We start from the raw sequence: 24,936 nt of genomic DNA, 5'->3' as shown, positions 1-24,936 counted from the left end.
GCACAGTGGACGCGAGCATCTGTGGCCAAGTTTTTAAGGGCGCACGGTGGATGCCTTGGCACCAGGAACCGATGAAGGACGTGGGAGGCCACGATAGTCCCCGGGGAGCCGTCAACCAGGCTTTGATCCGGGGGTTTCCGAATGGGGAAACCCGGCAGTCGTCATGGGCTGTCACCCATACCTGAACACATAGGGTATGTGGAGGGAACGCGGGGAAGTGAAACATCTCAGTACCCGCAGGAAGAGAAAACAACCGTGATTCCGGGAGTAGTGGCGAGCGAAACCGGATGAGGCCAAACCGTATGCGTGTGATACCCGGCAGGGGTTGCGCATGCGGGGTTGTGGGATCTCTTTGTCACGGTCTGCCGGCCGTGAGACGAGTCAAAAACCGTATGGATAGGCGAAGGACATGCGAAAGGTCCGGCGTAGAGGGTAAGACCCCCGTAGCTGAAATTCATGCGGCTCGTTTAAGAGACACCCAAGTAGCACGGGGCCCGAGAAATCCCGTGTGAATCTGGCGGGACCACCCGCTAAGCCTAAATATTCCCTGGTGACCGATAGCGGATAGTACCGTGAGGGAATGGTGAAAAGTACCGCGGGAGCGGAGTGAAATAGTACCTGAAACCGTGTGCCTACAAGCCGTGGGAGCGTCGCGCATTGAGTTTACTCAGTGCGTCGTGACTGCGTGCCTTTTGAAGAATGAGCCTGCGAGTTAGCGGTGTGTAGCGAGGTTAACCCGTGTGGGGAAGCCGTAGCGAAAGCGAGTCCGAATAGGGCGCTGTGTCTAATTTAGATACGTAGTTGCACGCTCTAGACCCGAAGCGGAGTGATCTAGCCATGGGCAGGTTGAAGCGGAGGTAAGACTTCGTGGAGGACCGAACCCACCAGGGTTGAAAACCTGGGGGATGACCTGTGGTTAGGGGTGAAAGGCCAATCAAACTCCGTGATAGCTGGTTCTCCCCGAAATGCATTTAGGTGCAGCGTCGTGTGTTTCTTGCCGGAGGTAGAGCACTGGATAGGCGATGGGCCCTACCGGGTTACTGACCTTAGCCAAACTCCGAATGCCGGTAAGTGAGAGCGCGGCAGTGAGACTGTGGGGGATAAGCTCCATGGTCGAGAGGGAAACAGCCCAGAGCATCGACTAAGGCCCCTAAGCGTACGCTAAGTGGGAAAGGATGTGGAGTCGCAGAGACAACCAGGAGGTTGGCTTAGAAGCAGCCATCCTTGAAAGAGTGCGTAATAGCTCACTGGTCAAGTGATTCCGCGCCGACAATGTAGCGGGGCTCAAGCGTACCGCCGAAGTCGTGTCATTCCAGCAATAGGGCCAACGCCTGCTGGGATGGGTAGGGGAGCGTCGTGTGCCGGGTGAAGCAGCCGCGGAAGCGAGTTGTGGACGGTTCACGAGTGAGAATGCAGGCATGAGTAGCGATACACACGTGAGAAACGTGTGCGCCGATTGACTAAGGGTTCCTGGGTCAAGCTGATCTGCCCAGGGTAAGTCGGGACCTAAGGCGAGGCCGACAGGCGTAGTCGATGGACAACCGGTTGATATTCCGGTACCCGCTTTGAAACGCCCAGTACTGAGCCCATTGATGCTAAGCCCGTGAAGCCGTTCCGGACCCTTCGGGGAAAGGAAAGTGGTGGAGCCGGCGGCCCAAGGTGGTAGTAGGTAAGCGATGGGGTGACGCAGGAAGGTAGTCCAGCCCGGGCGGTGGTTGTCCCGGGGTAAGGGTGTAGGCCGTGTGATAGGCAAATCCGTCACACATTAGGGCTGAGACCTGATGCCGAGCCGATTGTGGTGAAGTGGATGATCCTATGCTGTCGAGAAAAGCCTCTAGCGAGTTTCATGGCGGCCCGTACCCTAAACCGACTCAGGTGGTCAGGTAGAGAATACCGAGGCGTTCGGGTGAACTATGGTTAAGGAACTCGGCAAAATGCCCCCGTAACTTCGGGAGAAGGGGGGCCATCACTGGTGATCCGTTTTACACGGTGAGCTGGGGGTGGCCGCAGAGACCAGCGAGAAGCGACTGTTTACTAAAAACACAGGTCCGTGCGAAGCCGTAAGGCGATGTATACGGACTGACGCCTGCCCGGTGCTGGAACGTTAAGGGGACCGGTTAGTGCGCTTTCGGGCGTGCGAAGCTGAGAACTTAAGCGCCAGTAAACGGCGGTGGTAACTATAACCATCCTAAGGTAGCGAAATTCCTTGTCGGGTAAGTTCCGACCTGCACGAATGGCGTAACGACTTCTCGACTGTCTCAACCATAGGCCCGGTGAAATTGCACTACGAGTAAAGATGCTCGTTTCGCGCAGAAGGACGGAAAGACCCCGGGACCTTTACTACAGTTTGATATTGGTGTTCGGTTCGGCTTGTGTAGGATAGGTGGGAGACTGTGAAGCATGCACGCCAGTGTGTGTGGAGTCAATCTTGAAATACCACTCTGGTCGTGCTGGATGTCTAACCTCGGTCCGTGATCCGGATCAGGGACAGTGTCTGATGGGTAGTTTAACTGGGGCGGTTGCCTCCTAAAGAGTAACGGAGGCGCCCAAAGGTTCCCTCAGCCTGGTTGGCAATCAGGTGTTGAGTGTAAGTGCACAAGGGAGCTTGACTGTGAGACCGACGGGTCGAGCAGGGACGAAAGTCGGGACTAGTGATCCGGCAGTGGCTTGTGGAAGCGCTGTCGCTCAACGGATAAAAGGTACCCCGGGGATAACAGGCTGATCTTCCCCAAGAGTCCATATCGACGGGATGGTTTGGCACCTCGATGTCGGCTCGTCGCATCCTGGGGCTGGAGTCGGTCCCAAGGGTTGGGCTGTTCGCCCATTAAAGCGGTACGCGAGCTGGGTTTAGAACGTCGTGAGACAGTTCGGTCCCTATCCTCTGCGCGCGTAGGAATATTGAGAAGGGCTGTCCCTAGTACGAGAGGACCGGGACGGACGAACCTCTGGTGTGCCAGTTGTCCTGCCAAGGGCATGGCTGGTTGGCTACGTTCGGAAAGGATAACCGCTGAAAGCATCTAAGCGGGAAGCCTGCTTCGAGATGAGTGTTCCCACCCCCTTTGAGGGGTTAAGGCTCCCAGTAGACGACTGGGTTGATAGGCCAGATGTGGAAGCCCGGTAACGGGTGGAGCTGACTGGTACTAATAGGCCGAGGGCTTGTCCTCAGTTGCTCGCGTCCACTGTGTTAGTTCTGAAGTAACGAACTGTGACGGCACCGGTTTGTTTAACTTCATAGTGTTTCGGTGGTCATAGCGTTAGGGAAACGCCCGGTTACATTCCGAACCCGGAAGCTAAGCCTTTCAGCGCCGATGGTACTGCAGGGGGGACCCTGTGGGAGAGTAGGACGCCGCCGAACAATCATTGTGGGGGAGCCCCGCACCTTTATGGTGCGGGGCTTTTCTGCGTTCAAGGGGTATTGGGGTTATTGGGTCGCCTCGGCGAGTGCGCGATGGCAGCATCGGCGGCATGGAACACGTGATTCGGCCCGTGGGCGCCGGGGAGTGGGAGAAGGTGCGCGAGCTGAGGCTCGCTGCGCTTCAGGATCCGGTCGCGCACCTCGCCTTCCTGGAGACGTACGAGAAGGCCGTCGCCCAGCCGGCTTTGTACTGGCAGGAGCGTACGGACAAGGCTGTCCAGGGCATCGAGGTACGGCAGTTCGTCGCGGAGGCGCCCGACGGGCGCTGGGTGGGGTCGGTCACCGCGATCGTCGAACGGGCCGGTGCGCCGGCCAGTTTCGTCGAGGCGGCGGAGGTCGACCAGGTGCATGTCGTCGGCGTGTTCGTACGGCCCGAGGCGCGCGGGGCCGGGCTGGCTGAGGAGCTCTTCCGGGCCGCGCTGGAGTGGGCGTGGTCGCTGAGCGAGCCGCGGATCGAGCAGGTCAGGCTGTTCGTGCACGAGCGCAACACACGGGCGGAGGCTCTTTACCGGAAGGTCGGGTTCGTACCGAGCGGTGCGACAGCGCCGGTTCCGGGTGACGCTTCCGCGAACGAGAGGGAGATGGTGGTCCCGCGGCCTTCGGCGTCCTAACCGGTCGTCAGGGGGTGGTCCGGCCAGCGGGCTCGGCCCTGTTCCTGCGAGCGGAGCAGGACCAGCGCAGGCAGACCCTGGTCCTGGCCGGTCGACAGCAGCTCCGGGAGCAGGGGAAGCGGTGCCACGGCCGCGACGTCGTCGAGAACGAACGTCATTGGTGGGTCGAGCCGACCGTCGGTTGACCGTGCGGCCATGCGGCGGCCGTGCTCGACCACGCTTGATGCTAGTGCGGTGAGCAGAGGCATCGCTCCCGGGCGCGGCTTGGGGTCCTCGATTGCTTCACCCACCACATAAAGGGTGCCCCCCTCGTCGATAAATGATTCCAAAGTGAGCGAATCGGTTCGGTTCGGGGTGCAGGCCTCGCGGATGTGGATCGAGGAGAGCGCGGCGAGTGCACGGGCCGTCAACTCCTGGGCCACCTCACGGCGTTCGGGGTACGCAGTGAGCGCCGACTCCAGGAGGCCCGCGGCGCCGCTCGACGCCTTGGGATGCGTACGGAGGATACGTACCGCCTCGTGCGCACTGCTGCCCTGCGCCCAGCGGTGCACCTGTCGGAAGGGGCGCCCGTCCACGGCGGCGGCGTGCAGCCAGCTGCTCAGCAGCGTCTCGGCGGTGTCGGCCATCGCGGCGTCCAGGCGGGCCTGGGGGCGTACGGGCGCCAGCAGCGCTACTGCCCGAGCTGCTGCCACGTCGGGGTGCTCGCAGTCGGCGGTGGGGGACCAGTGGAGGCGGGCCGGGGTGTCGCAGAGGTGGCCCGGGTCGTAGACGAGGACGGGGCCGAGCTTGGCGCGGGCGTCCTTGGTGTCGGCCCACACAGTGGGGTCGGAGGTGACGACGAGCACGGCGCCTTCGGCCTCCAGAACGGCCTGTACGGCGCTGGGGCGGCGGGTCTCGGGGCTGCCGTACAGGACGCGGGGGGTGCGGGGCGCGGGGACGGCGGCCGGGACGGGCGGGGTTGTTGGGGCTGTCGGCGTGCTGTGGACGGTCGCGCTGGGGAGGGTCGCGGTGGTCGGGGCCATCTGGACCGATGGGGCCGGGGGGATCGCCGGAGTGGTCCGGTCGGTGGGCGTCGCCCCGGTTTCCTGTCTGCTCTCCGCCTCGGCGCCCATCTGGGTGCTCAGCTTCGCGTCCGCCTTCGTGTTCTCAACTGCGGTCGGCGGTCCGGAGACCGCACCTCTACCCGCGCCCGCCATCGCACGCTCCCGGGCCACCGCCCGCTGCACCTTCAGACGCGCCAGCACACCCAGCACGAAGATGGTGAGCACCATCAGCACCATCAGCTCGCCGATCAGCAGGCCCCAGAACAGCCCGTACCCCGAAAGCTGGTCCGCCGGTGTGTCCGGCCATGCCTCCGGGATGTTGTGCGGGGCGCCCATCAGGTGACGCAGGGCCAGTGGCGTGCGGGTGAAGGTGACGCCGTCCGGCCACGCGCCGTGGGTGAACAGGGCCGCCAGGCCGGTCGCCAGCCACGTCAGTACCGTCAGGGCCAGCAGGAATCCCAGCAGGCCGACCAGCAGTGAGTCGGGAATTCCGCGTTCCGGCGCTCTCCGGCGCTCGCTGTCGTGCATCTCAGGCGACCGTCGATTCGTTCGACTCGTTTATCTGCTGCTCGATGAGTGTCGCCCTCTGCTCCGCCTCCAACTCCGCGGCTCGCATGTCGTCGGAGACCATGTCGTCGCGGATCATGTCCGCCGAGGCCTCCGTCATCGCGCGGTCCGTGAAGACCAGTGGTCGTTCCGCCTCTGTGATCAGGTGTTTGACCACCTGGACGTTGCCGTTCACGTCCCACACCGCGATGCCGGGCGTCAGGGTGGGGATGATCTCGACCGCCCAGCGGGGGAGGCCGAGGACCCGGCCCGTCGCCCGTGCCTCGTCCGCCTTCTGCGCGTAGATCGTCCTCGTCGACGCCATCTTGAGGATCGCCGCGGCCTCTCTCGCCGCCGCGCCGTCCACCACGTCCGACAGGTGGTGGACCACTGCCACGAAGGACAGGCCCAGTCGGCGGCCGAACTTCAGCAGCCGCTGGAAGAGCTGAGCCACGAAGGGCGAGTTGATGATGTGCCACGCCTCCTCCACCAGGAAGATGCGCTTCTTGCGGTCCGGCCTGATCCAGGTGTGTTCGAGCCATACGCCCACGATCGCCATCAGGATCGGCATCGCGATCGAGTTGCGGTCGATGTGGGAGAGGTCGAAGACGATCAGCGGCGCGTCCAGGTCGATGCCGACCGTCGTCGGGCCGTCGAACATCCCCCGCAGGTCACCGTCGACCAGCCGGTCCAGGACGAGGGCGACGTCGAGGCCCCAGGCCCGTACGTCGTCCAGGTCTACGTTCATCGCTTCCGCCGACTCCGGCTCCGGGTGGCGCAGTTGCTCGACGATGTCCGTCAGGACCGGCTGCCGGTCGACGATCGTCTCGTTCACATACGCGTGCGCGACCTTGAGCGCGAAGCCGGACCGCTCGTCGAGGCCGTGGCCCATCGCAACCTCGATGATCGTACGGAGCAGGGCCAGCTGGCCCGTCGTCGTGATCGCCGGATCGAGCGGGTTGAGGCGGATTCCGCCGTCGAGCGCCGCCATCGGGTCGAGCCGGATGGGGGTTATACCCAGCTGCTGCGCGATGAGGTTCCATTCGCCGGCGCCGTCCTCGCCCTGTGCGTCCAGGACGACCACCTGCCGGTCCTTGAAGCGCAACTGGCGCAGTACGTACGTCTTCTCCAGCGCCGACTTGCCGTTGCCGGACTCGCCGAGGACCAGCCAGTGCGGCGCCGGGAGCTGCTGTCCGTACAGCTGGAAGGGGTCGTAGATGTACCCCTTGCCGCTGTACACCTCGCGGCCGATGATCACGCCCGAGTCGCCGAGGCCGGGCGCCGCGGTCGGCAGGTAGACGGCCTGGGCCTGCCCCGTCGACGTACGGACGGGGAGTCTGGTCGTCTCCACCTTCCCGAAGAGGAAGCTGGTGAAGGCATCCGTGAGGACGGACAGCGGATCTCGCATGGCGGGTCTGCCCTCTCGGCTAACGACGGATGCCGGTGGCGAACGGCAAGGTGTTGACGAACGCCCGGTGGTGCTCTCGGTCGCACCACTCCAGCTTCAGATACGACTTGCCCGCCGAGGCCCTGATGGTCCGCTTGTCGCGGGCCAGCGCCTCGGGCGAACGGGACGACACAGTGATGTACCCGACCAGGTTCACCCCCGCCGCACCGCTCGCGAGATCTTCACCCCGCTGGTCGAGCCTGCCGTGAGCAGCGATGTCGCGCGGGTCGACCGTCCGGTTCATCTTGGCCTGGCGGCTGGCCTCCGCCTCGTCGTTCGTCTTCTCCGTCAGCATGCGCTCGATGGCGACCTCGGTGGGTTCGAGGTCCATGGTGACCGCGACCGTACGGATCACGTCCGGGGTGTGAACGAGCAGCGGCGCCAGGAAGTTCACACCGACCGGCGTCATCGGCCACTCCTTCACCCAGGCGGTGGCGTGGCACCAGGGTGCGCGTGTTGACGACTCACGCGTCTTGGCCTGGAGATACGTCGCCTCCATGGCGTCCAGCTCGGCCGGCCAGGCGTTGCGCTTCGTCATGGCCTGGATGTGGTCGATGGGGTGGTCCGGGTCGTACATGGAATGGACGAGGGACGCCAGCCGTCCCTGTCCGAGCGGCTGACGGACCCGGATGTCGGCCTCCGCGAGCCGCGCGCAGATGTCGGTCAGCTCGCGCGCCATGACGACGGCGAGACCGGAGTCGCGGTCGAGCTTGCGGCCGCTGTGGGGGCGGGCGGCGCGGGCCATGGCGTGGGCCTCGGCGGCCAGCTCGCGGGAGTAGTGCATGCAGGCGACGAGGTACGCGCGGTGCTGCTCGCTCGATGTCGACACCATCGACTGGAGCTGGTCGTACGACTCCTGCAGCCATCCGGGGGCATGCACGTCGCCGCGCTGGGCGACGTCCTTGGCGTGTGCGTCGGGGTCGGCCGGGAGGGTGCGGGCGAGCATCTGAAGGCGGGTCACAAAGCCGTCGCCGTTCGCCACATGCTTCAGCAGCGTGCCGAAACGGTCCACCAGGGCTTCCTGGTCCTCGCTGTCGCGCAGGCCGACGCCGGGGCCCTCGATCTCGATGGCGGCTGTGACGGTTCTGCGGTCGGCGTGCAGGAGCACGGCGATCTCGTCGGGGCCGAAGGGGGCGGCGAGCCAGTTGATACGCCCGATGCCGGGCGGGGGCCCGACCTCGACCTCGCGGCCGTCGCTGCGTACGCCCGCTTCCATGGCGGCGCTGCGGTACGTCGTGCCGTTGCGGAGGGTGCGCTTGTAGCTGCGGTTGATCTCGAACCACTTGTAGAACGTGCGGTGCTTGAACGGGACGTACACCGCCATCAGTGCGAGCAGCGGGAAGCCCATCAGCAGCACGATCCGCAGGGACAGGACGGGGACCAGCAGCCCGCTCATCATGCCCAGGAACGCGCCGGCGATGATCAGCGCGATCTCGCCGGTCTCGCGGTTCTTGCCGACGATCGCGTTCGGCCGGGCTCGGCCGATCAGATACGTACGGCGGGGCGCGATCGGTTGGGACTGGGTGGTCAACGCCCTCCACCTCCTGCTCCTGTGCTGTTGGTGCCGGTACCCGTGTTGCCGGTACCCCGGTTCGTGTGGGTGCTGTTGCTACGGGCCGAGGGTGCGGCGGAGGGGACAGTTCCGCCGCCTCCTCCGGTCCCGCCGCCGGCGCTTCCTGAGCCGCCTGAGCTGCGGGCGCTGTGGGCGGCGACACCGCCGCTGACGGGGTTGGCCTGGCGGGGCGGCGAGGTGCTGCCGCCCTTGCCGCCGTCGCCTCCGCCGCCTCGGCTGCTGTGGGTCTTGATGCCCTGCGAGACGAGTGCGGCGGGGGAGCTGATGACGGCGGCTGCCTGGGCGCCGTCGGTGGCCTTGTTGCGGTTGCTGCGGGCGCTCGCGATCTCGTCGCCGAAGCCGGGGACGAAGCGGTAGATCATCCCGGAGGCGAAGATCGCCAGCAGGATGATGGCGAGGCCGGACACGACGGCGGAGAAGGCGTTCGGCCCGTCGTCGGAGGAGAGGGCCCCGGCCAGGCCGAGGACGATGACGATGACCGGCTTGACCATGATGATCGCGATCATGATGCCGGCCCAGCGGCGTACGTGACCCCACATGTTCTTGTCGACCAGCCCGGCGTAGACGACCACGCCGAGGAGCGCGCCGACATAGAGCAGCAGGGCGCGGATGAACAGCTCCAGGAAGAGGATGCCGGCGGCGAGGACGGTCACGAGCGAGACGACGATCAGCATGATCGGCCCACCGCCGATGTCGTCCCCCTTCTTCAGCGCCTCGGCGAAGGACCCGAAGAACACGTCGGTCTGGCCTCCGCTGCTGGAGGCGATGACCTCGGTGATGCCGTCGGTGGCCGATACGACGGTGTAGAGGATCAGGGGCGTGAACGCGGACGCGAGGACGGTGAGCCAGAGGAACCCGATGGCTTCGGAGAGCGCGGTGCTGAGGGGCACGCCACGGATGGCCCGCTTTGCGACGGCCAGGAGCCAGAGGACGAGCGTCAGGACGGCGGAGGCGGCGAAGACGACGGCGTACTGCTGGAGGAACTTGGGGTTGGTGAAGTCGACGGTGGCGGTCGACTTCACGGCGTCGGAGAGCTTCCCGACGATCCAGGCGGCGGCGTCGGCGCAGCCTTTGGCGAGGGAGGAGAGGGGGTCGAGGGACTCGGCGGGGTCGGTGGGGGCGCGGAGGCGGGAGCCGCCGCCTTCGCCGTCCTCGCAGTACTCCTTGGCAGGGCCGATCAGCAGATCGCACGGGTCGTCGCTCTTGTCGGGCGACGGGGTCGGCGTGGGTGCGGCGACCGCCCGGGCTGCGAAGAGAAAGACAGCAGCCTGCATGGCCGCCAAAGTGGCAACGACCGAACGGACACGGGGGCGGGGGCTACCTGGCATAAGTGAAGCCTCCGTACTCTTCGACTGCCTTGCTGATCTCGTCCGAGGTCGAGGCCGCGACATCCCCGGGAACGGGGGCAGGGCCGTCCTTCTGGGAGTCGGCGGTGACCTTCCAGTCGCCGCCCACCCATTTCAGCTGGAAGGTCCAGGTCTTCCAGGTAGAGCTCACTGGGTCGGTCGAACCCTTCCCGGACATGCCGATCAGGCCCGTGTACCAGACCGAGACCTCGCTGGTGTCGCCGCTGTAGCTCTCTACTTTCGTGCCCACAGGAATGGTGCGGGAGACGAACGTGCTGCCTTGGGGCGGGTTGCCGTTCGCGTCCAGACCGAGCTTCTTCAGGAAGGCAGGGTCGTACGCCTTGTCCTGAGGGCCCTTCAGCTTCGCCGCTGTGTCGGGCGTATAGATGGCATCGACAATCCGGTGCCGGGAGTCCTTCTGGAACATCCCGTCGGATCCGAGGGCGACCGCATAGTTGGAAGCAGCGCTCTGCGCCCCCTGATCGTCCTGCGCGTAGCCCGACGGGATCGCCCCGTTCTTGTTCGTGACCGGTCTCACGCCCGATGCCGCCGTCGGTTCCGCCCCGTCGCCCCGCTTCGCCTCGTCGCCCGAGCCTTCGACACCGCCGTCGCCCCGGTTCGCGAACGCGATAGCCGCGATCAGCAGCACGACCACACCGACCACCGTAATCAGGGAGCGCGAGGTCCGTACGGGCCGTCGCGCACCCCCGTACACGTCGCTTCCGCCGCCTTCGGGCAGGCGCGTGCGGGTCTGGCCGGAGCCGCCGACACGGTCCGTACGACCCGTGTCGCTGCCGTAGCCGTGCTCGTCGCCGAGACTCATGCCGCGTACGCCCCCTCAACCGTTTGCAGTTCCGCGTAGTACGACGGTAGCCGTGCTGGTTCCCGCGCGGGCGCGGTGTGGTGACTCGACATCAGGGAGACGCAACCTCAGCCGGTGGGCACGACGGACGGGTGGGGTGGGGGAGTGGGGCCGGGAGCACCCGGTGATGGCTGACGGCGCGTTAAACAGCCATCCCGTACACGATGGTGAAGAGCGTGCCGAGGGAGCCGATGATGAAGACGCCGGTGAGGCCGGCGACGATCAGGCCCTTGCCCTGCTCCGCGCTGAACGTGTCCCTCAGCGCGGTCGCCCCGATCCGCTGCTTTGCCGCGCCCCAGATCGCGATGCCGAGGCAGAGGAGGATGGCGATGGCCATCACGACCTCGATCATGACGCGGGCCTCGTTGCCGAGGGTTCCGAACGGACCCCAGTTCGGGGCGATTCCACCGATGATGGTGGTGATGTCGCCCTTTTCGGCTGCCAGGTTCATGTAAGTCACCGCCCCTGTTGGGTAGTTCGTCGCCCCCGTCGCACGACAGGGGTCACGTCCTATCTTCGCTGATGAACCGCACTCGTATGTCGACTTGGCGGCTGTCTTTACCCGAGCTCCGCGCGTCTCGCCGGCCGGACCGCGCTGACCTGCGGTGCCGACCGGGTGTATGCGCAAACGCGTATGGTAACTCTGTGTATCACGGAGGGTGACTCCGGGCAATGACTGGCGTTATGCACCTTTATGAGGGGTCAGCTGTGGCGTCAGTCCTCGCGGAGGCCGAGCAGGTCGCCGGGCTCGCAGTTCAGCTCGCGGCAGATCGCGGTCAGCGTGGTGAAGCGGATCGCTTTGGCCCGGTCGTTCTTCAGGATGGAGAGGTTTACGACCGTCACGCCGACCCGCTGTGCCAGCTCGGCCAGAGTCATGCCCCGGTCCGCCAGAAGCTGGTCCAGGTGGACCTTGATCCGGTGTTCTTCCTCCGGCGGCATCAGACAAGCCCCTCCGTGTCGGCTCGTAGCTTCGCGCCGCGCGTGAAGGCTTCGGCGAGAGCGAGGACGAGGAGGGCGGCGAGTGCGGGCAGGCCGGAGACGGTGTACGAGAAGGGGATCTCCTCCGCGGTCGGCGTTCCGCTCACCAGGGCGTCCGTGGTGACCGCCGTCAGCAGGGGGACGGCGTAACCGAGCAGCAGTGCCGTGACCCCGATGATGCGCAGCCGTCGGGCGTTCTGCGGTACGAAGACGTCGCCGTCGCGCAGGGTGTGGGCCATCCGGAGCAGCAGGTTGAGGATCAGGACGATCAGCAGGCTGTCGACGATCTCGGGCAGCGCGAGCAGCAGGCGCTGCGGGGCGTCGGGGTCGTCGAGGACAAGGTCTGCGTGGCTTGTGCCGGCGAGGGACACCTGACCCTCTGTCGCCGTGCCGGCCAGCTGCGCCGTTCCGTCGATTGCGACCTCGCGGACGTGTATCGGATCGAAGGGGCCTGTCACTCCGAGGACGGGAGGAGTACCCCGAAGAGGCTCACAAGCAGTATGGCCAGCGCGAGGCCGCCCTCCAGGAGCCGGTTGTCCGTGCGGCTCCACCATGACTTCGTACGCATGACGCTCCCCCGTGCTTGCCCTCGACCTATCGCTTATCGATACTATCGATAAGCGATAGGTCGGCTGTCAAACGGCCGGCGGCGGCTCTGGGGTGTCGAGCTCGGCGAAGTGGTCGAACTCACCTGCCTGTACGCCGAGTACGAACGCGTCCCACTTCTTCTGGGTCGTCGTGACGACGTTGTCCGGCTCGCGCGTCTCACGGAGGTAGACCAGGTCCTCGGGCCCGAAGGCGATCTCGATCCAGGGGCCGGGGCCTTCCTCGCCCTCGGGGGCGGCGCGGATCCAGTCGAGGTCGGCGGGGATGTCAGACACGGTTCGCGTTCTCCTTGAGGGCGTGGAGGAGGGCTGCCCAGGTGGTGGGGGTGGCGGAAAGTATCGCCCCGCTGGCGTCGCTGCTTTCGGTGAGTTTGATCGTGCGTGCCGCTGCGCTGACGTGGACGCAGGAATCGCCCTGCGCGCAGTGCGAGGACTTCTGCCATGGGCGGTCCATGGTTGCGGCAACGTTCAGGCATGCGTCACCTTCGCCGCAGTACGACGACTTCTGCCAGTGGTGTGTGCGCATGACGGGTCCTTTCACAGCTGCTGGGCGATGTTGTGGATGAAGTCCCGGGACTTCTCCGGGGTGAGGGTGAACGCTTTCAGTCGGTCCAGCACCATGCGGTACTTGTGGAGCTGAGCCTCGGCATCGAGGAGTGCTGAGCCGTGGGACTGGTCGAGGTGGACGGTGTCGAGCTGAGGGGCAGGGCCACATGCGTACGCGATCGACTGGCCCGCGCCCGGAAATCCTCCGGCGTCGAAGGGGATCACCGTGATCGTGATGTGCTCGCGCTCGCTCATCCCCAATAGGTGCTCAAGCTGGCGACGTGCGACCGAAGGCCCGCCGAACCTCATGCGCAGGGCGGCCTCATGAACGACCGCTGTGTACGGGACGGGGTCCGCCCGGTACAGGACGGCCTGCCGTTTGATGCGGTGGGAGAGTCGGTGCTCGATCTCGGGAGGGGACAGTTCGGGCACGACTTGGCGGAAGACGTCGCGGGCGTGGTCTGCGCTCTGGAGCAGGCCGGGCATGTGTGACGTGTACGCCGTGTGCAGGGCGGTCGCGTAGTGCTCCATCTCTGCGAGGTCCAGAAGACTGGTGGGGAGGATCTCTCGGTACTCCTCCCACCACCCCCGCTGCCGCCCCCCGGCCATGCCTGCAAGGGCCTCGACAAAGGCATGGTCCGAGCAGTCATAGATGCGGGCAAGTGCCCGGACGCGGTCGGCGCTGGCTCCGAAGCGGGCCACCTCGATGTTGCTCAACTGGCCCGCGCTGGTGCCCAACATCTGGGCTGCCTCGGTGGAGGTCATCCCAGCTCGCTCGCGGAGTTTCCGCAGCTCAACACCGAGGCGCATGCGGCGCCCGGAGGTGGCGCGCTTCACTGTCATGACTCAACTCCCGGAGTGCGGTCCCTGGTTGATAGGTCACCCACACGGATGATTAGGACCAGGATTCCTTGGATTCGACCAAGGAATCCTTGAATCGACCCTACTGTGTGACTCAGGCCACCCGCCCGGAAGAACCCCGCTCGACGGAGCGACCTGGTCACTGGGCAACGCACCCATACCACTCAACTCCCCTCCGCGATCGGAGACTTCCATGGCCACCGTAACGCCCGCCTGGACGTACACCCTTCAACTCCCGCACGACCCTCGTGCCCCCGGTATCGCGCGTTCCACCCTCCGCGCCGTACTCCGTACGCACGGCATGACGCGTCTGACCGACACCGCCGAACTGCTGGCCAGTGAGCTCGTCACCAACGCCCACCTCCACTCCACCGGCCCGTACGCCCTTCGCCTGCGCGCCACGGATCCAGGACGGCTCCGGCTCGGGGTCTGGGACTCCAATCCCGACATCCCGGCCCCCTTCGAGGGCGCGCTGGGCGGGCCGCCCGAAGACGGTGCCGAGGGCGGGCGCGGTCTGCATCTCGTTCAGCTCTGCGCCGACAGCTGGGGCGCGTATCCCATCGCCACAGGCCTGCCCGGCCAGGGCGGCAAGCTGCTCTGGGTGGAGTGTGTGCTGTCGTGACGGGAGGTAGTATTACGTGGTACGCGTATTACGGCGGACAAGCGGAATTCTCCGACAGGAGGTGGCCTGTGAGGGTCAACAGCAAGGGGCAGGTGACGATCCCTGCGGAACTCCGGGAGCAGATCGGGATCCGGCCCGGCGACGAGGTCGACGTTGTTGCGGAGGGCGGCGCGCTGCGCATAGTGCGCAGGGAGGGCAGCACCACACGTGGGCAGCGGACAACGCGCCGACTGCGCGGCACGGCCACAACGGCGCTGAGTACGGACGAGCTCATGGAGCTGTTGCGTGGCGAGTAGGCATCTGCGTGCGGTCCGGAACGCGGCCGAGCACCCCGTCACCCTTGTCGATTCCTGCGTACTCCTCGACATCGCGACCGATGACCCGAAGTGGGCCGACTGGTCGGAAGAAGCGCTCGCGCGGGCATGCGACGAGGGGGAGGTGGTCATCAATCCGCTCGTCTACGCCGAGGTGTCCGTCGGGTACGCCTCCATCGAGGCGTTGGACGAAGCCCTGCCGCCCGAGGACTACCTACGGGAACAGCTTCCCTACGAGGCGGGTTTTCTCGCCGGCAAGGCATTCATGACCTACCGGCAACGCGGCGGTGCCAAAGCCTCTCCGATGCCCGACTTCTACATCGGTGCGCACGCGGCTGTCCGCTCCTATCGCCTGCTTGCGCGGGACGTGGCGCGATACCGCACCTACTTTCCGAAGGTCGAGCTGATCCACCCAGCGGGGTGACATGTCGCGTCACCCACACGGGTCGAACTCGTGGCATATGCGCATAGTGCGACCGCTCGCGGACACGAACCTCTCCGGCACTTCGGCCAAATCGGCTTCAAATAGGGAGAGTTGCTCATGTTCGCACGTCATCGGGTCGCCCTCGCCACCGCCGCAGTCTTCGGCGCGCTCGCCATGTCCGTCGCACCCGCCGTCGCCCATTCCCCACAGGCCGCCGCTCCCGTCTCAGCCGTTCAGCTCGCTCCGCCCGCGTACTGCGGCTACTACGACGGCACTGCCACGACCCAGCGCGGTGATTCCGGCAACCGGGTCCGGGAGGTGCAGTGCCTCATCAATTACTGGAGCGGCAGCGATGTGCTTGCAATTGACGGCGCCTTCGGGCCCCGTACCGAGAGTTGGGTCGTCCACTTCCAGGACGTGAACGGTCTCCGGGTCGACGGCATCGTCGGTCCCCAGACGTGGGACGCCCTGCGCGCTCTCTGATCCGTAAGCAACCCAACGCCGCGTCCGCCGCCCTGGCGGGCGCGGCGTTTTGGCTGAAGGAAGAACGGAGTCGGCGGGCGCGCGGCGAAAACGGTAGTGAACCCGGACCGCATGGGGGAGGGTTGAGGGGTGCGAAAAGTCTGGGTGGCCTCGGGGGTCGGGATAGGGCTCTGTCTGAGCTTTGTCGCGCTGCTCGTCGTCGGGACCTTCTCCGCCGCCGCGGGGCTGGCCGGCAGTGCGGGTGGCGGGCGGGCGGTCGGGCTGGCCAAGGGGGCCGTGCCCGCGCTCTATCAGCCGCTCGTGCAGAAGTGGGGCAACCTCTGCCCGGCCATCAATCCGGCCCTCCTCGCCGCGCAGTTGTACCAGGAGAGCGGCTGGAATCCGCAGGCCAAGAGCCCGGCGGACGCCCGCGGTATCGCGCAGTTCATTCCCGGCACGTGGGCGACCCACGGGGTGGACGGGGACAAGGACGGGGACCGGGACATCTGGGATCCGGCGGATGCGATTCCGTCAGCGGCGTCGTACGACTGTGAACTGGCCGGGTATGTGAAGAAAGTGCCTGGGGATCAGACCAAGAACATGCTGGCCGCCTACAACGCGGGCGCGTACGCCGTCATCAAGTACGGGGGCGTACCGCCGTATCGTGAGACGCAGAATTATGTGAAGGTCATCACCACCCTGGAGCAGAGCTTCGCGAAGCCCGTCGGGCGGGTGCAGCCGTCGCGGCAGGCCGCCGGAGCCATCTACTTCGCGCAGAAGAAGCTCGGCACGAAGTACCTGTGGGGCGGTAACGGGACGCCCGAGCAGGGCGGGCGTTTCGACTGCTCCGGGCTCACGCAGGCGGCGTACCGGACCGTGGGGATCGAACTGCCGCGCGTGGCGAACGACCAGTACAACGCCGGGCCGCATCCTTCGAGGGACGAGCTGCTGCCCGGGGACCTGGTGTTCTTCTCGGACGACCTCACCAACTCGCGCGAGATCCGGCACGTCGGGCTGTACGTCGGCGGCGGGTACATGATCAACGCGCCGTTCACCGGCGCCGTCATCCGCTTCGACAAGATCGATACGCCGGATTATTTTGGTGCCACCCGGGTCACCGAGGATGGCGCGAAGGCGCTCCCGACGAAGCGTCCGGAGTAGTAACACACCGTTGGCACCCTGTCCTGAGCTGCGACTACGCATCTCTCTTCGATAACGTCATGGTGATCTTTCGGTGGAGAATGGAACGGCGGGGGCGGGCGGAGCGTTCCCTCAACCGGGGACAACTGCACTGACCATGCACTGACCCACCGCACAGCAGCAGGCACGGACCACCGGGGGATTCGCAGAAGCAGCACGCACACGCGCGTGCCGCGCAGCAGGCAACAAGGCAAGGGGCCGCGGCAGATGGCTGGACTCGCACTCGATGGGGCCAACCCCGATGTCAGTCTGCTCTACGACATCAACGGACTGGCGGCGGACGCCCCCGGCTGGTTCGACCGGGTCATGGAGTTCATCGGTGAGTACGGGATCATGCTCGGCATGGTCCTGGTGGCGCTCGGGTGCTGGTGGAGCGTGCGCCGGCGCGAGGACGCGGTCACCTCGGTGGCCGGGCTCGTCTGGGCGCCGCTCGCGGCGGGGATCGCGCTGCTGATCAATATTCCGATCCGTGGGTTTGTCGAACGGCCGCGGCCGTTCAAGGACCACACGGGGCTTGAGGTCCTCGTCGCCGGCAAGACCGACTATTCGTTCGTCAGCGACCACGCGACGATGGCGATGGCGATCGGCGTCGGAGTCTTCATCGCCAACCGGAAGTTCGGGCTCGCCGCGATCGGGCTGGCCGTGCTTGAGGGCTTCTGCCGGGTGTACATGGGTGTGCACTATCCGACCGACGTCGTGGGCGGGTTCGCGCTCGGTACGGCCGTGGCGCTGCTGCTCGCGCCGCTCTCGATGGCGCTGCTCACGCCGCTCATGGCTGCCATCTCGCGCTCGGAGAAGGTGGGTTGGCTCGTACGGGCGAAGGGGGCGGGGGCGGCCTCGGCAGGTGCGGAGCCGGAGGGCGTGCCCTCGTTCCCCGGCCAGCGGGTGGCCGGGGACGACGAGCGCAGCGATCTCGCGGCGTGACGGTCTTTACGCTCTTGATGTGCTCTACGTAAGTCAGAGTGCCTGGGGGAAGTCGAAGAGCCTGTCGGGGTCGTAGCGCTTCTTGAGGTTGGTGAGGCGGCTGGCTGCCGGGCCGTAGTACGCCTTCCGCCAGTCCGTCAGGGTCGCGTCCGTGTAGTTCTGGTACGCCGCCCCCGATGCGTAGCGGCGCATGGCCCCGTGGGCGTTGTTCAGCCAGGTCTGCTGGGCCGTTCCGGGGGTGCCGGCCCGCCAGGAGCCGATGTACTGGGCGAGCATGCGCGAGCGGCGGTGCACGAAGGCCGTCGCGAGCGGGTCCACGCGGTTCACCGCACCGCCGAGCGCCGTCAGCGCGATGCTGCCGCCGCCACCGCCCTCGGCCACGGGGATGCGGGTGAAGGCCTCCGCCTGGGCGAGCAGGGCGCGTATCCCGGCGGGCGAGAGCGAACGGTTGAAGAAGTCGGAACGGCCGGCGTAGGTCTCCCGGCCCAGGACGCCCTGCGGGGTGCGGCCGGGGGTGGTGCCGGGGAGGTGGCACTGGGCGTCGGTGAAACCGGCACAGCCGGCGTAGATCAGCATCGACTCCTGGTACGTGCGGCGGCGCAGGGAGACGGAGCGGGCCGGGGTGCCGATCTTGTCGGCGAGGCGGTCGACGGCGTTCTGGAGGTCGGTGTAGGTGCCGAGGGAGAACGCGGAGATGCTGACCGTGGGCTGCCGGCCGCCGGCGCCGGCGGCGAGGTGCGCCGACGACCAGATCTCGTCGGGCTGGGACGGGCCCCACTCCTGCCAGGCGTTGACGACCGCCTGGGCCTTTGACCAGGGCCAGGAGAGGAATGCGGTCACCGCAGCGGGGGCGGGGTGGGTGCGGAAGGTCAGGTCGGTCACTACGCCGAAGTTGCCGTTGCCCGCGCCGCGCAGGGCCCAGAAGAGGTCCGCGTTCTCGGTGGCGGTGCAGTGGAGGCGCTTGCCTGCGGCGGTGATGAGGGTGGCGGAGGTCAGGCTGTCGCAGGTCAGGCCGTACGCGCGGGAGACTACGCCGTGGCCGCCGCCGAGGGTGAGGCCGGAGATGCCGACGGTGGGGCAGGAGCCTGCGGGGATGGTGCGGCGGCCGTTGCGGGCGAGGCCCTGGTAGACGTCGATGAGCTTGGCGCCGGCGCCGATGGTTGCCGTGCTGCCGTTCGCTTTGATGCGGGCCAGCTTCGATACGTCGATGACGAGGCGTCCGGTGCCGGAGGACCAGCCGGCGTAGGAGTGGCCGCCGTTGCGGATGGCTACGGGGGTGCGGTGCCTTCTGGCGAAGGCGAGGCACTCCTTTACGTCCGCCTCCGTGGCTACGTAGGCGACTGCGGCGGGCTTCAGGTTGTCGAAGCGGGTGTTGTAGAGCTGGCGGGCGGTTTTGTAGGCGGCGTCGCCGGGGCGGACGAGGGGGCCGTCGAGGCCGCGGGCCAGGGCGGTCCAGTCGGGGGTGGCGGCGGTGGCGGCGGTGCGCGTGGCTGTGCCTGTGGCTGTCGTTGTGGCGGTGCCTGTGGCTGCGGCCGTTCCCGTGGTCGTGGCCCTGCCCGTGGCCGTGCCTCTGCCCGTCGCCGGGTCGGTGCGTCCGGTGCAGGCGGTTGCTGTTGCGGTGGCTGCGATCGCCGCTGCCGAGGTGAGAAGTGTGCGCCGTTCCATATGTTTGTTGCCTCCCGGAGGTCGAGACGGCTTTGTGGCGGAACGGGTTCCATGTGCCCGGCGCGGGCTGCGGGTGCAGCAGTGGAGTTTCCCCAGCCCCGCCCCTTCCCGAAACCGGGGTCAAGCCCCCGGACCCCCGGGCGCGGTGGCATCGACGGAGGCGCACGCGCCCCCGTCCCGGCGCAGCCGCTCCGCGGCGCACGGACCCCCGGTGGGTGGGGGCTGGGGTGGGTGGCGCCCCCGTCCCCCGGCGCGGCCGCTTCGCGGCGCACGGACCCTGGTGGGTGGGGCTGGGGTGGGTGGCGCCCCCGGCCCCTGGCGCGGCCGGTTGGCGGCGCACGGACCCTGGTGGGTGGGGCTGGGGTGGGTGGCGCCCCCGGCCCCGGTGCGGCCGCTCCGCGGCGCACGGACCCTGGTGGGTGGGGCTGGGGTGGGTGGCGCCCCCGGCCCCCGGTGCGGCCGCTTCGCGGCGCACGGACCTCGCGGTGGGTGGGTGGCACCCGCGTGTCTGGTGTGGCCGCTTCGCGGTACCCGGCCCCCCCGGGTGGGTGGGCGCCCAGGGCCTGATGCGGCCGCTTCGCGGCGCATGGGCGGGGGGCCAGATGTGACGCCTCCGCGTGCACGGGCCTGTGCGTCAGGTGCTTGGTTCTGTGCGTGCACGCCAGTGCCGCAGTTCTGTGCGTACATGCACGCCGGGTGGCGTGCCTTCGTGCGTGCACGCCCGGTGCGGCGTGTCCGTGGGCATCGGGGGTGCTCCTGGGCCCATGGCTTCGCGGCCCAGGGCGCCGGACAGGTGGCGTCGCGGTGCGGGTGCCTGCGCGGCCGTCGGGGACGCTTCCTGTGCGGTCGTTTTGCTTGGCGCGCAGGTCAGGTCGTCGTTTGGTGCAACTCTGCGTCCGCGCGGGCCCGTTCGCGCGAGCGGCGGGCCGGGCCTCGCCAGCCGCAGGTGCAGTGGGCGAAGCAGAAGGAGCCGCGTTCGGTTGTGCCGGTGCGGTGGGTCGGAGCGTCCGTTTCGGCTTCTTGGAGCACGTGCACACGGTACCGGGCAGGCGGTGCGCCGTCGCCGGTCGGAGGCCGGCTCAGCGGATCGAAGCTCAGGAGGCCCCCTGGGGCCGAGTGACGCGAGGTGCGCGTTGGGGACGGGCCGGAGGGGTGGCGCGTGACCGGGAGTGGGCCGTGGTCGTTATGCGGGGCGGGATCTTACTGGTGCGTTGGGGGTTGGCGGCGATGGTGGTGCGGCAGCACAGGGTTAAGGGTGGCGCGGTCGCCGTGACCGTCGTCGTGGGGCTGATCGCGTCCGCCGGGTGCTCCGGTGCCGGGGCGGTGGACGGGGATCAGCGCGGCGGCGACCCCGTCGATGCCGTGCGCCGGGCCGCCGATGTGCTGGCCGCCGCCGGGAGTTCTAAGGCGCGTACGTCCATGGAGATGGCCACCGGCGGTACCCGGGTCACCATCCGGGGCGAAGGGGCGTACGACTTCCGTAAGCACGTGGGGCGGCTCAAAGTGCTCCTGCCGCCCGATCCCGCCGGGGCCGACAAGCGCCGGCCCATCACCGAGCTGTTCGCGCCCGGCGCGCTCTACATGAAGAACCGGGGCGCGGGCGTGCCCGCCGACAAGTGGGTGCGCGTCGATACGACCGGGCTGGCGGACGGGAATCTTGTCACGGGTGGGGCTACCGATCCGCTGGCCGCTGCCGAGTTGCTGCGGGGTGTGAAAGATGTGGCTTATGTGGGTCAGGCCAGGCTGGGCGGCGACGACGTACGGCATTACCGCGGCGTGACCGACATCGGCCGCGCCGCCCGGGCCGCCTCCCCGCACGCCCGCGCCGCGCTCGCCGCCGCGGCGAAAGGCTTCACCGACGACGTCGTCGCGTTCGACGCCTACCTCGACGAACGGGGGCGGCTGCGCAAGGTGCGCCACCGGTTCAACTTCGTCAACGCCGGGCGCAGCGTCGCCGTCGCCTCGACGACCCTGCTGTACGCGTTCGGGGCCGCGGTCGAGGTGCGGCTGCCCGCCGGGCGGGACATCTTCGCCGGGAAGATCCAGTCGTAAATGGTCCGTCCGTGCCATGCGCGGTGCGTGTCGTGCTGCCTACGCTAGGAATTCGACGACGGCTGAAAGAGGTGATGCACGTGGCTCCGATGCGCAGTACGCCCGTCCAGGACCACATCGCCCTCGCCGAGATCGAGCTGTGCGGTGAGTTGATGATCGCGGCGTCCGCCGCGGACGGGGAACGGCTCAGCCCGGACCGTATCGACGAGGTGCTGAAGGTGGGCGCGGACGTAGTTGTCGAGTGGCCCCGCCAGCGCCGCCGCAGCTGTGGTGGTGGTGGCGGTCGGAGCTGACCGCCGGTCCTGACGGCCCGGGAGGGGGCGGTTCGCCGCCGCCCCCGGAGCCGGGTCGCCGCCCTCAGGTCCGCAGCAGGCGCGCGATCGCCTTCGTCGCTTCCTCCACCTTCTCGTCGATCTCCCCGCCGCCCTTGACCGCCGCGTCGGCGACGCAGTGCCGCAGGTGCTCTTCGAGGAGCTGGAGCGCGAAGGACTGGAGCGCCTTCGTCGACGCCGAGACCTGGGTGAGTATGTCGATGCAGTAGACGTCCTCGTCCACCAGCCGCTGCAGACCGCGGATCTGGCCCTCGATCCGGCGCAGGCGCTTGAGGTGTTCGTCCTTCTGCTTGTGGTAGCCGTGGACAGCTGCTGAGATTTCGGAGGGCGCTTCGGTCGTCGTCGCGCCGGTCGCCTCGGTGGTAGACATCGCGTCCTCCCGTTGTCCTGAAAGGGGCTGTATACCCCTCGTGGGTATATGGTAACGAATTTTGCGGGTAGGGGCTCGGGGGCCCGTACGGAGCACTGTGCCTGATGGGCGACACTGAAGAACGCCGGTTAGCCGTGGCCGGATGATGCGCCTAGCATCAGCCTGACCAAATCCAATGCACCCCGAGGACCCCACGTGCGCTTTCGTCTGACCCCCAGGGAGACGAGCTTCTACGACATGTTTTCTGCATCCGCGGACAACATCGTCACGGGCTCCAAGCTCCTGATGGAACTGCTCGGTGCGGACGCCTCCGCCCGGGTCGAGATCGCGGAGCGGATGAGGGCAGCGGAGCACGCGGGGGACGACGCGACACACGCGATCTTCCACCAGCTGAACTCCTCGTTCATCACGCCGTTCGACCGCGAAGACATCTACAAGCTCGCTTCGTCCCTCGACGACATCATGGACTTCATGGAGGAGGCCGTCGACCTGGTCGTGCTGTACCAGGTCGAGGAGCTGCCGAAGGGTGTCGAGCAGCAGATCGAGGTGCTGGCACGGGCGGCCGAGCTGACCGCCGAGGCCATGCCGCACCTGCGGACCATGACCAACCTCACCGAGTACTGGATCGAGGTCAACCGCCTTGAGAACCAGGCCGACCAGATCCACCGCAAGCTGCTCGCCCACCTGTTCAACGGCAAGTACGACGCGATGGACGTGCTCAAGCTGAAGCAGATCGTGGATGTGCTGGAGGAGGCGGCCGACGCCTTCGAGCACGTCGCCAACACGGTCGAGACGATCGCCGTCAAGGAGTCCTGACCTCCGGTGGACACCTTTGCGCTCATCGTGACCATCGGGGTCGCGCTCGGATTTACGTACACCAACGGCTTTCACGATTCCGCGAACGCCATCGCGACTTCGGTTTCCACGCGGGCGCTGACCCCGCGCGCGGCCCTCGTCATGGCCGCCGTGATGAACCTCGCCGGTGCCTTCCTCGGCAGCGGCGTTGCGAAGACTGTGAGTGAGGGGCTCATCGCCACCCCGCACGGTGACAAGGGGATGGGGATCCTCTTCGCCGCGCTGGTCGGCGCGATCGTCTGGAACCTCGTCACCTGGTACTTCGGTCTTCCTTCGTCCTCCTCGCACGCGCTTTTCGGCGGCATGGTGGGCGCGGCCCTCGCGGGCGGGACCGAGGTCATCTGGTCCGGGGTGCTGGAGAAGGTCGTCATCCCGATGTTCATCTCGCCGTTCGTCGGGCTGCTGCTCGGCTACCTCGTGATGGTCGTCATCCTGTGGATGTTCCGTAAGGCCAACCCGCACAAGGCCAAGCGCGGCTTCCGTATCGCTCAGACGGTTTCGGCGGCCGGCATGGCGCTCGGTCACGGTCTCCAGGACGCGCAGAAGACCATGGGCATCGTGGTGATGGCCCTGGTCATCGCCGATGTCGAGGACCAGGGCGACGCGATCCCGATCTGGGTCAAGATCGCGTGTGCGCTGACGCTTTCGCTCGGTACGTACGCGGGTGGCTGGCGCATCATGCGGACGCTGGGGCGCCGGATCATCGAGCTGGACCCGCCGCAGGGCTTTGCCGCAGAGACCACGGCCGCGTCCGTGATGTACACGGCCTCGTTCATGTTCCACGCGCCGATCTCGACGACGCATGTCATCACCTCCGCGATCATGGGCGTCGGCTCGACCAAGGGGTCGCGTGCGGTGCGGTGGGGTGTCGCCAAGAACATCGTGATGGGCTGGTTCATTACGATGCCGGCCGCTGCGCTGGTGGCCGCGGCGAGCTACTGGATTGTGCTGCTGGCCTTCGGCTAGCTGGTGCGTACAGCGGCATAGAAGGCTCGGACACGGAAAATGGGCCCGCCCCTCGCTCCCTCTCAGGAGCGTGGGGCGGGCCCTTTGCCTTGCGGTGGCACCGCCATGCAGCACCGCAGGACAGCAAGTGCCGGCTCAGCCGAAGCGGCCGGAGATGTAGTCCTCCGTCGCCTGGACGGACGGGTTGGAGAAGATCCGCTCGGTGTCGTCGATCTCGATGAGCTTGCCGGGCTGGCCGATCGCCGCGAGGTTGAAGAAGGCCGTACGGTCCGAGACGCGCGCCGCCTGCTGCATGTTGTGCGTCACGATGACGATCGTGAAGCGTGACTTGAGCTCGCCGATCAGGTCCTCGATGGCGAGGGTCGAGATCGGGTCCAGGGCCGAGCACGGCTCGTCCATGAGCAGGACCTGCGGCTCGACCGCGATCGCGCGGGCGATGCACAGACGCTGCTGCTGACCGCCGGAGAGGCCGGAACCGGGCTTGTTCAGGCGGTCCTTGACCTCGTTCCAGAGGTTGGCGCCGCGGAGGGACTTCTCGACGACCTCGGCCAGCTTGCTCTTCTTGTACGAGTGGTTGAGGCGCAGGCCCGCCGCCACGTTGTCGAAGATCGACATGGTGGGGAAGGGGTTCGGGCGCTGGAAGACCATGCCGACCGTACGGCGTACGGCGACGGGGTCGACCTCCTTCGCGTACAGGTTCTCGTCGTCCAGGAGGACCTTGCCCTCCACGCGGCCGCCGGGAGTGACCTCGTGCATGCGGTTGAGGGTGCGCAGGAAGGTGGACTTGCCGCAGCCGGACGGGCCGATGAAGGCCGTCACCGAGCGGGGCTCGACGGTCATCGAGATGTCGTCGATCGCCTTGTGGGTGCCGTAGTAGGCCGACAGGCCGCTGATGTCGATTCGCTTGGCCATCTGAA

The 24,936-nt window shown here is 67.1% G+C and carries 25 protein-coding genes and 2 rRNA genes; 13 read left to right on the top strand and 14 right to left on the bottom strand.

Annotated features, from left to right (window positions below; translation table 11 throughout):
* The first annotated feature begins 23 nt into the window (after positions 1-23).
* From PXH83_RS13395 to PXH83_RS13385, 3 genes are all read left to right on the top strand, one after another.
* Positions 24-3,164, top strand: a 23S ribosomal RNA gene (locus PXH83_RS13395).
* A gap of 74 nt (positions 3,165-3,238) precedes the next feature.
* A 5S ribosomal RNA gene (rrf, locus tag PXH83_RS13390) occupies positions 3,239-3,355 on the top strand.
* A gap of 110 nt (positions 3,356-3,465) precedes the next feature.
* Positions 3,466-4,026, top strand: coding sequence for a GNAT family N-acetyltransferase (locus tag PXH83_RS13385; protein ID WP_274560204.1), 561 nt, complete (start codon positions 3,466-3,468; stop codon positions 4,024-4,026).
* Here the strand turns inward: PXH83_RS13385 and PXH83_RS13380 are convergent.
* The 11 genes from PXH83_RS13380 to PXH83_RS13330 all read right to left on the bottom strand — a co-directional run bounded on the left by PXH83_RS13380 (position 4,023) and on the right by PXH83_RS13330 (position 13,815).
* Positions 4,023-5,597, bottom strand: a complete 1,575-nt coding sequence (locus PXH83_RS13380; protein WP_274560202.1) for a type VI secretion protein — start codon at positions 5,595-5,597, stop codon at positions 4,023-4,025. The two genes, PXH83_RS13385 and PXH83_RS13380, sit on opposite strands and share 4 nt — an antisense overlap.
* 1 nt (position 5,598) lies before the next feature.
* Positions 5,599-7,023: an ATP-binding protein gene (locus PXH83_RS13375; protein ID WP_274560200.1), complete on the bottom strand. Its 1,425-nt coding sequence runs from the start codon at positions 7,021-7,023 to the stop codon at positions 5,599-5,601.
* A gap of 19 nt (positions 7,024-7,042) precedes the next feature.
* Positions 7,043-8,593, bottom strand: a complete 1,551-nt coding sequence (locus PXH83_RS13370; RefSeq protein WP_274560197.1) for an SCO6880 family protein — start codon at positions 8,591-8,593, stop codon at positions 7,043-7,045.
* Positions 8,590-9,963 (bottom strand): hypothetical protein, encoded by a 1,374-nt coding sequence (locus tag PXH83_RS13365; RefSeq protein WP_274560195.1) that lies wholly within the window; start codon positions 9,961-9,963, stop codon positions 8,590-8,592. Before PXH83_RS13365 ends, PXH83_RS13370 begins: the two co-directional genes overlap by 4 nt.
* Complete coding sequence (locus PXH83_RS13360) at positions 9,953-10,804, bottom strand: DUF8175 domain-containg protein (protein WP_274560193.1); 852 nt, start codon at positions 10,802-10,804, stop codon at positions 9,953-9,955. The genes PXH83_RS13365 and PXH83_RS13360 overlap by 11 nt, the downstream gene beginning before the upstream one ends.
* Before the next feature lie 181 nt (positions 10,805-10,985).
* Positions 10,986-11,294, bottom strand: coding sequence for a hypothetical protein (locus PXH83_RS13355; RefSeq protein WP_138904791.1), 309 nt, complete (start codon positions 11,292-11,294; stop codon positions 10,986-10,988).
* Between the two features lie 263 nt (positions 11,295-11,557).
* Complete coding sequence (locus PXH83_RS13350) at positions 11,558-11,782, bottom strand: helix-turn-helix domain-containing protein (RefSeq protein ID WP_274560188.1); 225 nt, start codon at positions 11,780-11,782, stop codon at positions 11,558-11,560.
* Positions 11,782-12,279: a DUF2975 domain-containing protein gene (locus PXH83_RS13345; protein WP_274560186.1), complete on the bottom strand. Its 498-nt coding sequence runs from the start codon at positions 12,277-12,279 to the stop codon at positions 11,782-11,784. Before PXH83_RS13345 ends, PXH83_RS13350 begins: the two co-directional genes overlap by 1 nt.
* Positions 12,280-12,456: 177 nt before the next feature.
* Complete coding sequence (locus PXH83_RS13340; protein ID WP_274560183.1) at positions 12,457-12,702, bottom strand: DUF397 domain-containing protein; 246 nt, start codon at positions 12,700-12,702, stop codon at positions 12,457-12,459.
* Positions 12,695-12,952 (bottom strand): DUF397 domain-containing protein, encoded by a 258-nt coding sequence (locus PXH83_RS13335; protein ID WP_274560181.1) that lies wholly within the window; start codon positions 12,950-12,952, stop codon positions 12,695-12,697. Before PXH83_RS13335 ends, PXH83_RS13340 begins: the two co-directional genes overlap by 8 nt.
* Before the next feature lie 11 nt (positions 12,953-12,963).
* Positions 12,964-13,815, bottom strand: coding sequence for a helix-turn-helix domain-containing protein (locus tag PXH83_RS13330; protein ID WP_274560179.1), 852 nt, complete (start codon positions 13,813-13,815; stop codon positions 12,964-12,966).
* A gap of 211 nt (positions 13,816-14,026) precedes the next feature.
* On the opposite strand from PXH83_RS13330, the gene PXH83_RS13325 reads away from it, so the two are divergent.
* From PXH83_RS13325 to PXH83_RS13300, 6 genes are all read left to right on the top strand, one after another.
* The gene (locus tag PXH83_RS13325) at positions 14,027-14,455 is read left to right on the top strand and encodes an ATP-binding protein (protein WP_274560177.1); all 429 of its coding nucleotides are present in this window, start codon (positions 14,027-14,029) and stop codon (positions 14,453-14,455) included.
* Positions 14,456-14,523: 68 nt separating this feature from the next.
* The gene (locus PXH83_RS13320) at positions 14,524-14,751 is read left to right on the top strand and encodes an AbrB/MazE/SpoVT family DNA-binding domain-containing protein (RefSeq protein ID WP_274560175.1); all 228 of its coding nucleotides are present in this window, start codon (positions 14,524-14,526) and stop codon (positions 14,749-14,751) included.
* Positions 14,741-15,193: a type II toxin-antitoxin system VapC family toxin gene (locus PXH83_RS13315; protein ID WP_274560173.1), complete on the top strand. Its 453-nt coding sequence runs from the start codon at positions 14,741-14,743 to the stop codon at positions 15,191-15,193. The genes PXH83_RS13320 and PXH83_RS13315 overlap by 11 nt, the downstream gene beginning before the upstream one ends.
* Before the next feature lie 117 nt (positions 15,194-15,310).
* On the top strand, positions 15,311-15,676 hold the full coding sequence (locus PXH83_RS13310) for a peptidoglycan-binding domain-containing protein (protein ID WP_274560171.1): 366 nt from the start codon (positions 15,311-15,313) through the stop codon (positions 15,674-15,676).
* A 129-nt stretch (positions 15,677-15,805) separates the two neighbouring features.
* Entirely contained in the window at positions 15,806-16,816 is a 1,011-nt protein-coding gene (locus PXH83_RS13305) for a C40 family peptidase (protein WP_274560169.1), read from the top strand.
* Positions 16,817-17,062: 246 nt separating this feature from the next.
* The gene (locus PXH83_RS13300; RefSeq protein WP_274560167.1) at positions 17,063-17,779 is read left to right on the top strand and encodes a phosphatase PAP2 family protein; all 717 of its coding nucleotides are present in this window, start codon (positions 17,063-17,065) and stop codon (positions 17,777-17,779) included.
* 33 nt (positions 17,780-17,812) lie between these two features.
* Here PXH83_RS13300 and PXH83_RS13295 read toward each other — a convergent pair whose 3' ends face one another.
* A complete protein-coding gene (locus PXH83_RS13295) occupies positions 17,813-19,444 on the bottom strand; it encodes an FAD-binding oxidoreductase (protein ID WP_274560164.1) in 1,632 nt (543 codons plus the stop codon).
* 1,227 nt (positions 19,445-20,671) lie between these two features.
* Here PXH83_RS13295 and PXH83_RS13290 point away from each other — a divergent pair.
* Together PXH83_RS13290 and PXH83_RS13285 are read left to right on the top strand one after the other, a co-directional pair.
* Positions 20,672-21,496 (top strand): SCO4651 family lipoprotein, encoded by an 825-nt coding sequence (locus PXH83_RS13290; protein WP_274562810.1) that lies wholly within the window; start codon positions 20,672-20,674, stop codon positions 21,494-21,496.
* A gap of 74 nt (positions 21,497-21,570) precedes the next feature.
* Entirely contained in the window at positions 21,571-21,789 is a 219-nt protein-coding gene (locus PXH83_RS13285) for a hypothetical protein (RefSeq protein WP_274560162.1), read from the top strand.
* 64 nt (positions 21,790-21,853) lie between these two features.
* Here the strand turns inward: PXH83_RS13285 and PXH83_RS13280 are convergent, their stop codons facing one another.
* Positions 21,854-22,198: a metal-sensitive transcriptional regulator gene (locus PXH83_RS13280; RefSeq protein WP_274560160.1), complete on the bottom strand. Its 345-nt coding sequence runs from the start codon at positions 22,196-22,198 to the stop codon at positions 21,854-21,856.
* 195 nt (positions 22,199-22,393) lie between these two features.
* On the opposite strand from PXH83_RS13280, the gene PXH83_RS13275 reads away from it, so the two are divergent.
* Positions 22,394-23,014 carry a DUF47 domain-containing protein gene (locus PXH83_RS13275; protein WP_274560158.1) on the top strand — a complete coding sequence of 207 codons (621 nt, stop codon included), beginning with the start codon at positions 22,394-22,396 and terminating at the stop codon, positions 23,012-23,014.
* Between the two features lie 6 nt (positions 23,015-23,020).
* Complete coding sequence (locus tag PXH83_RS13270) at positions 23,021-24,019, top strand: inorganic phosphate transporter (RefSeq protein ID WP_274560156.1); 999 nt, start codon at positions 23,021-23,023, stop codon at positions 24,017-24,019.
* A gap of 135 nt (positions 24,020-24,154) precedes the next feature.
* Here PXH83_RS13270 and pstB read toward each other — a convergent pair whose 3' ends face one another.
* Entirely contained in the window at positions 24,155-24,931 is a 777-nt protein-coding gene (gene pstB / locus PXH83_RS13265) for a phosphate ABC transporter ATP-binding protein PstB (RefSeq protein ID WP_274560153.1), read from the bottom strand.
* Positions 24,932-24,936 lie beyond the last annotated feature (5 nt).

The sequence above is a fragment of the Streptomyces spiramyceticus genome (assembly GCF_028807635.1).
In the GTDB taxonomy this organism is placed as follows: Bacteria; Actinomycetota; Actinomycetes; order Streptomycetales; family Streptomycetaceae; genus Streptomyces; species Streptomyces spiramyceticus.
Note: the sequence above shows the minus strand (reverse complement) of the source record. Positions and strands in the feature narration are given on the sequence as shown.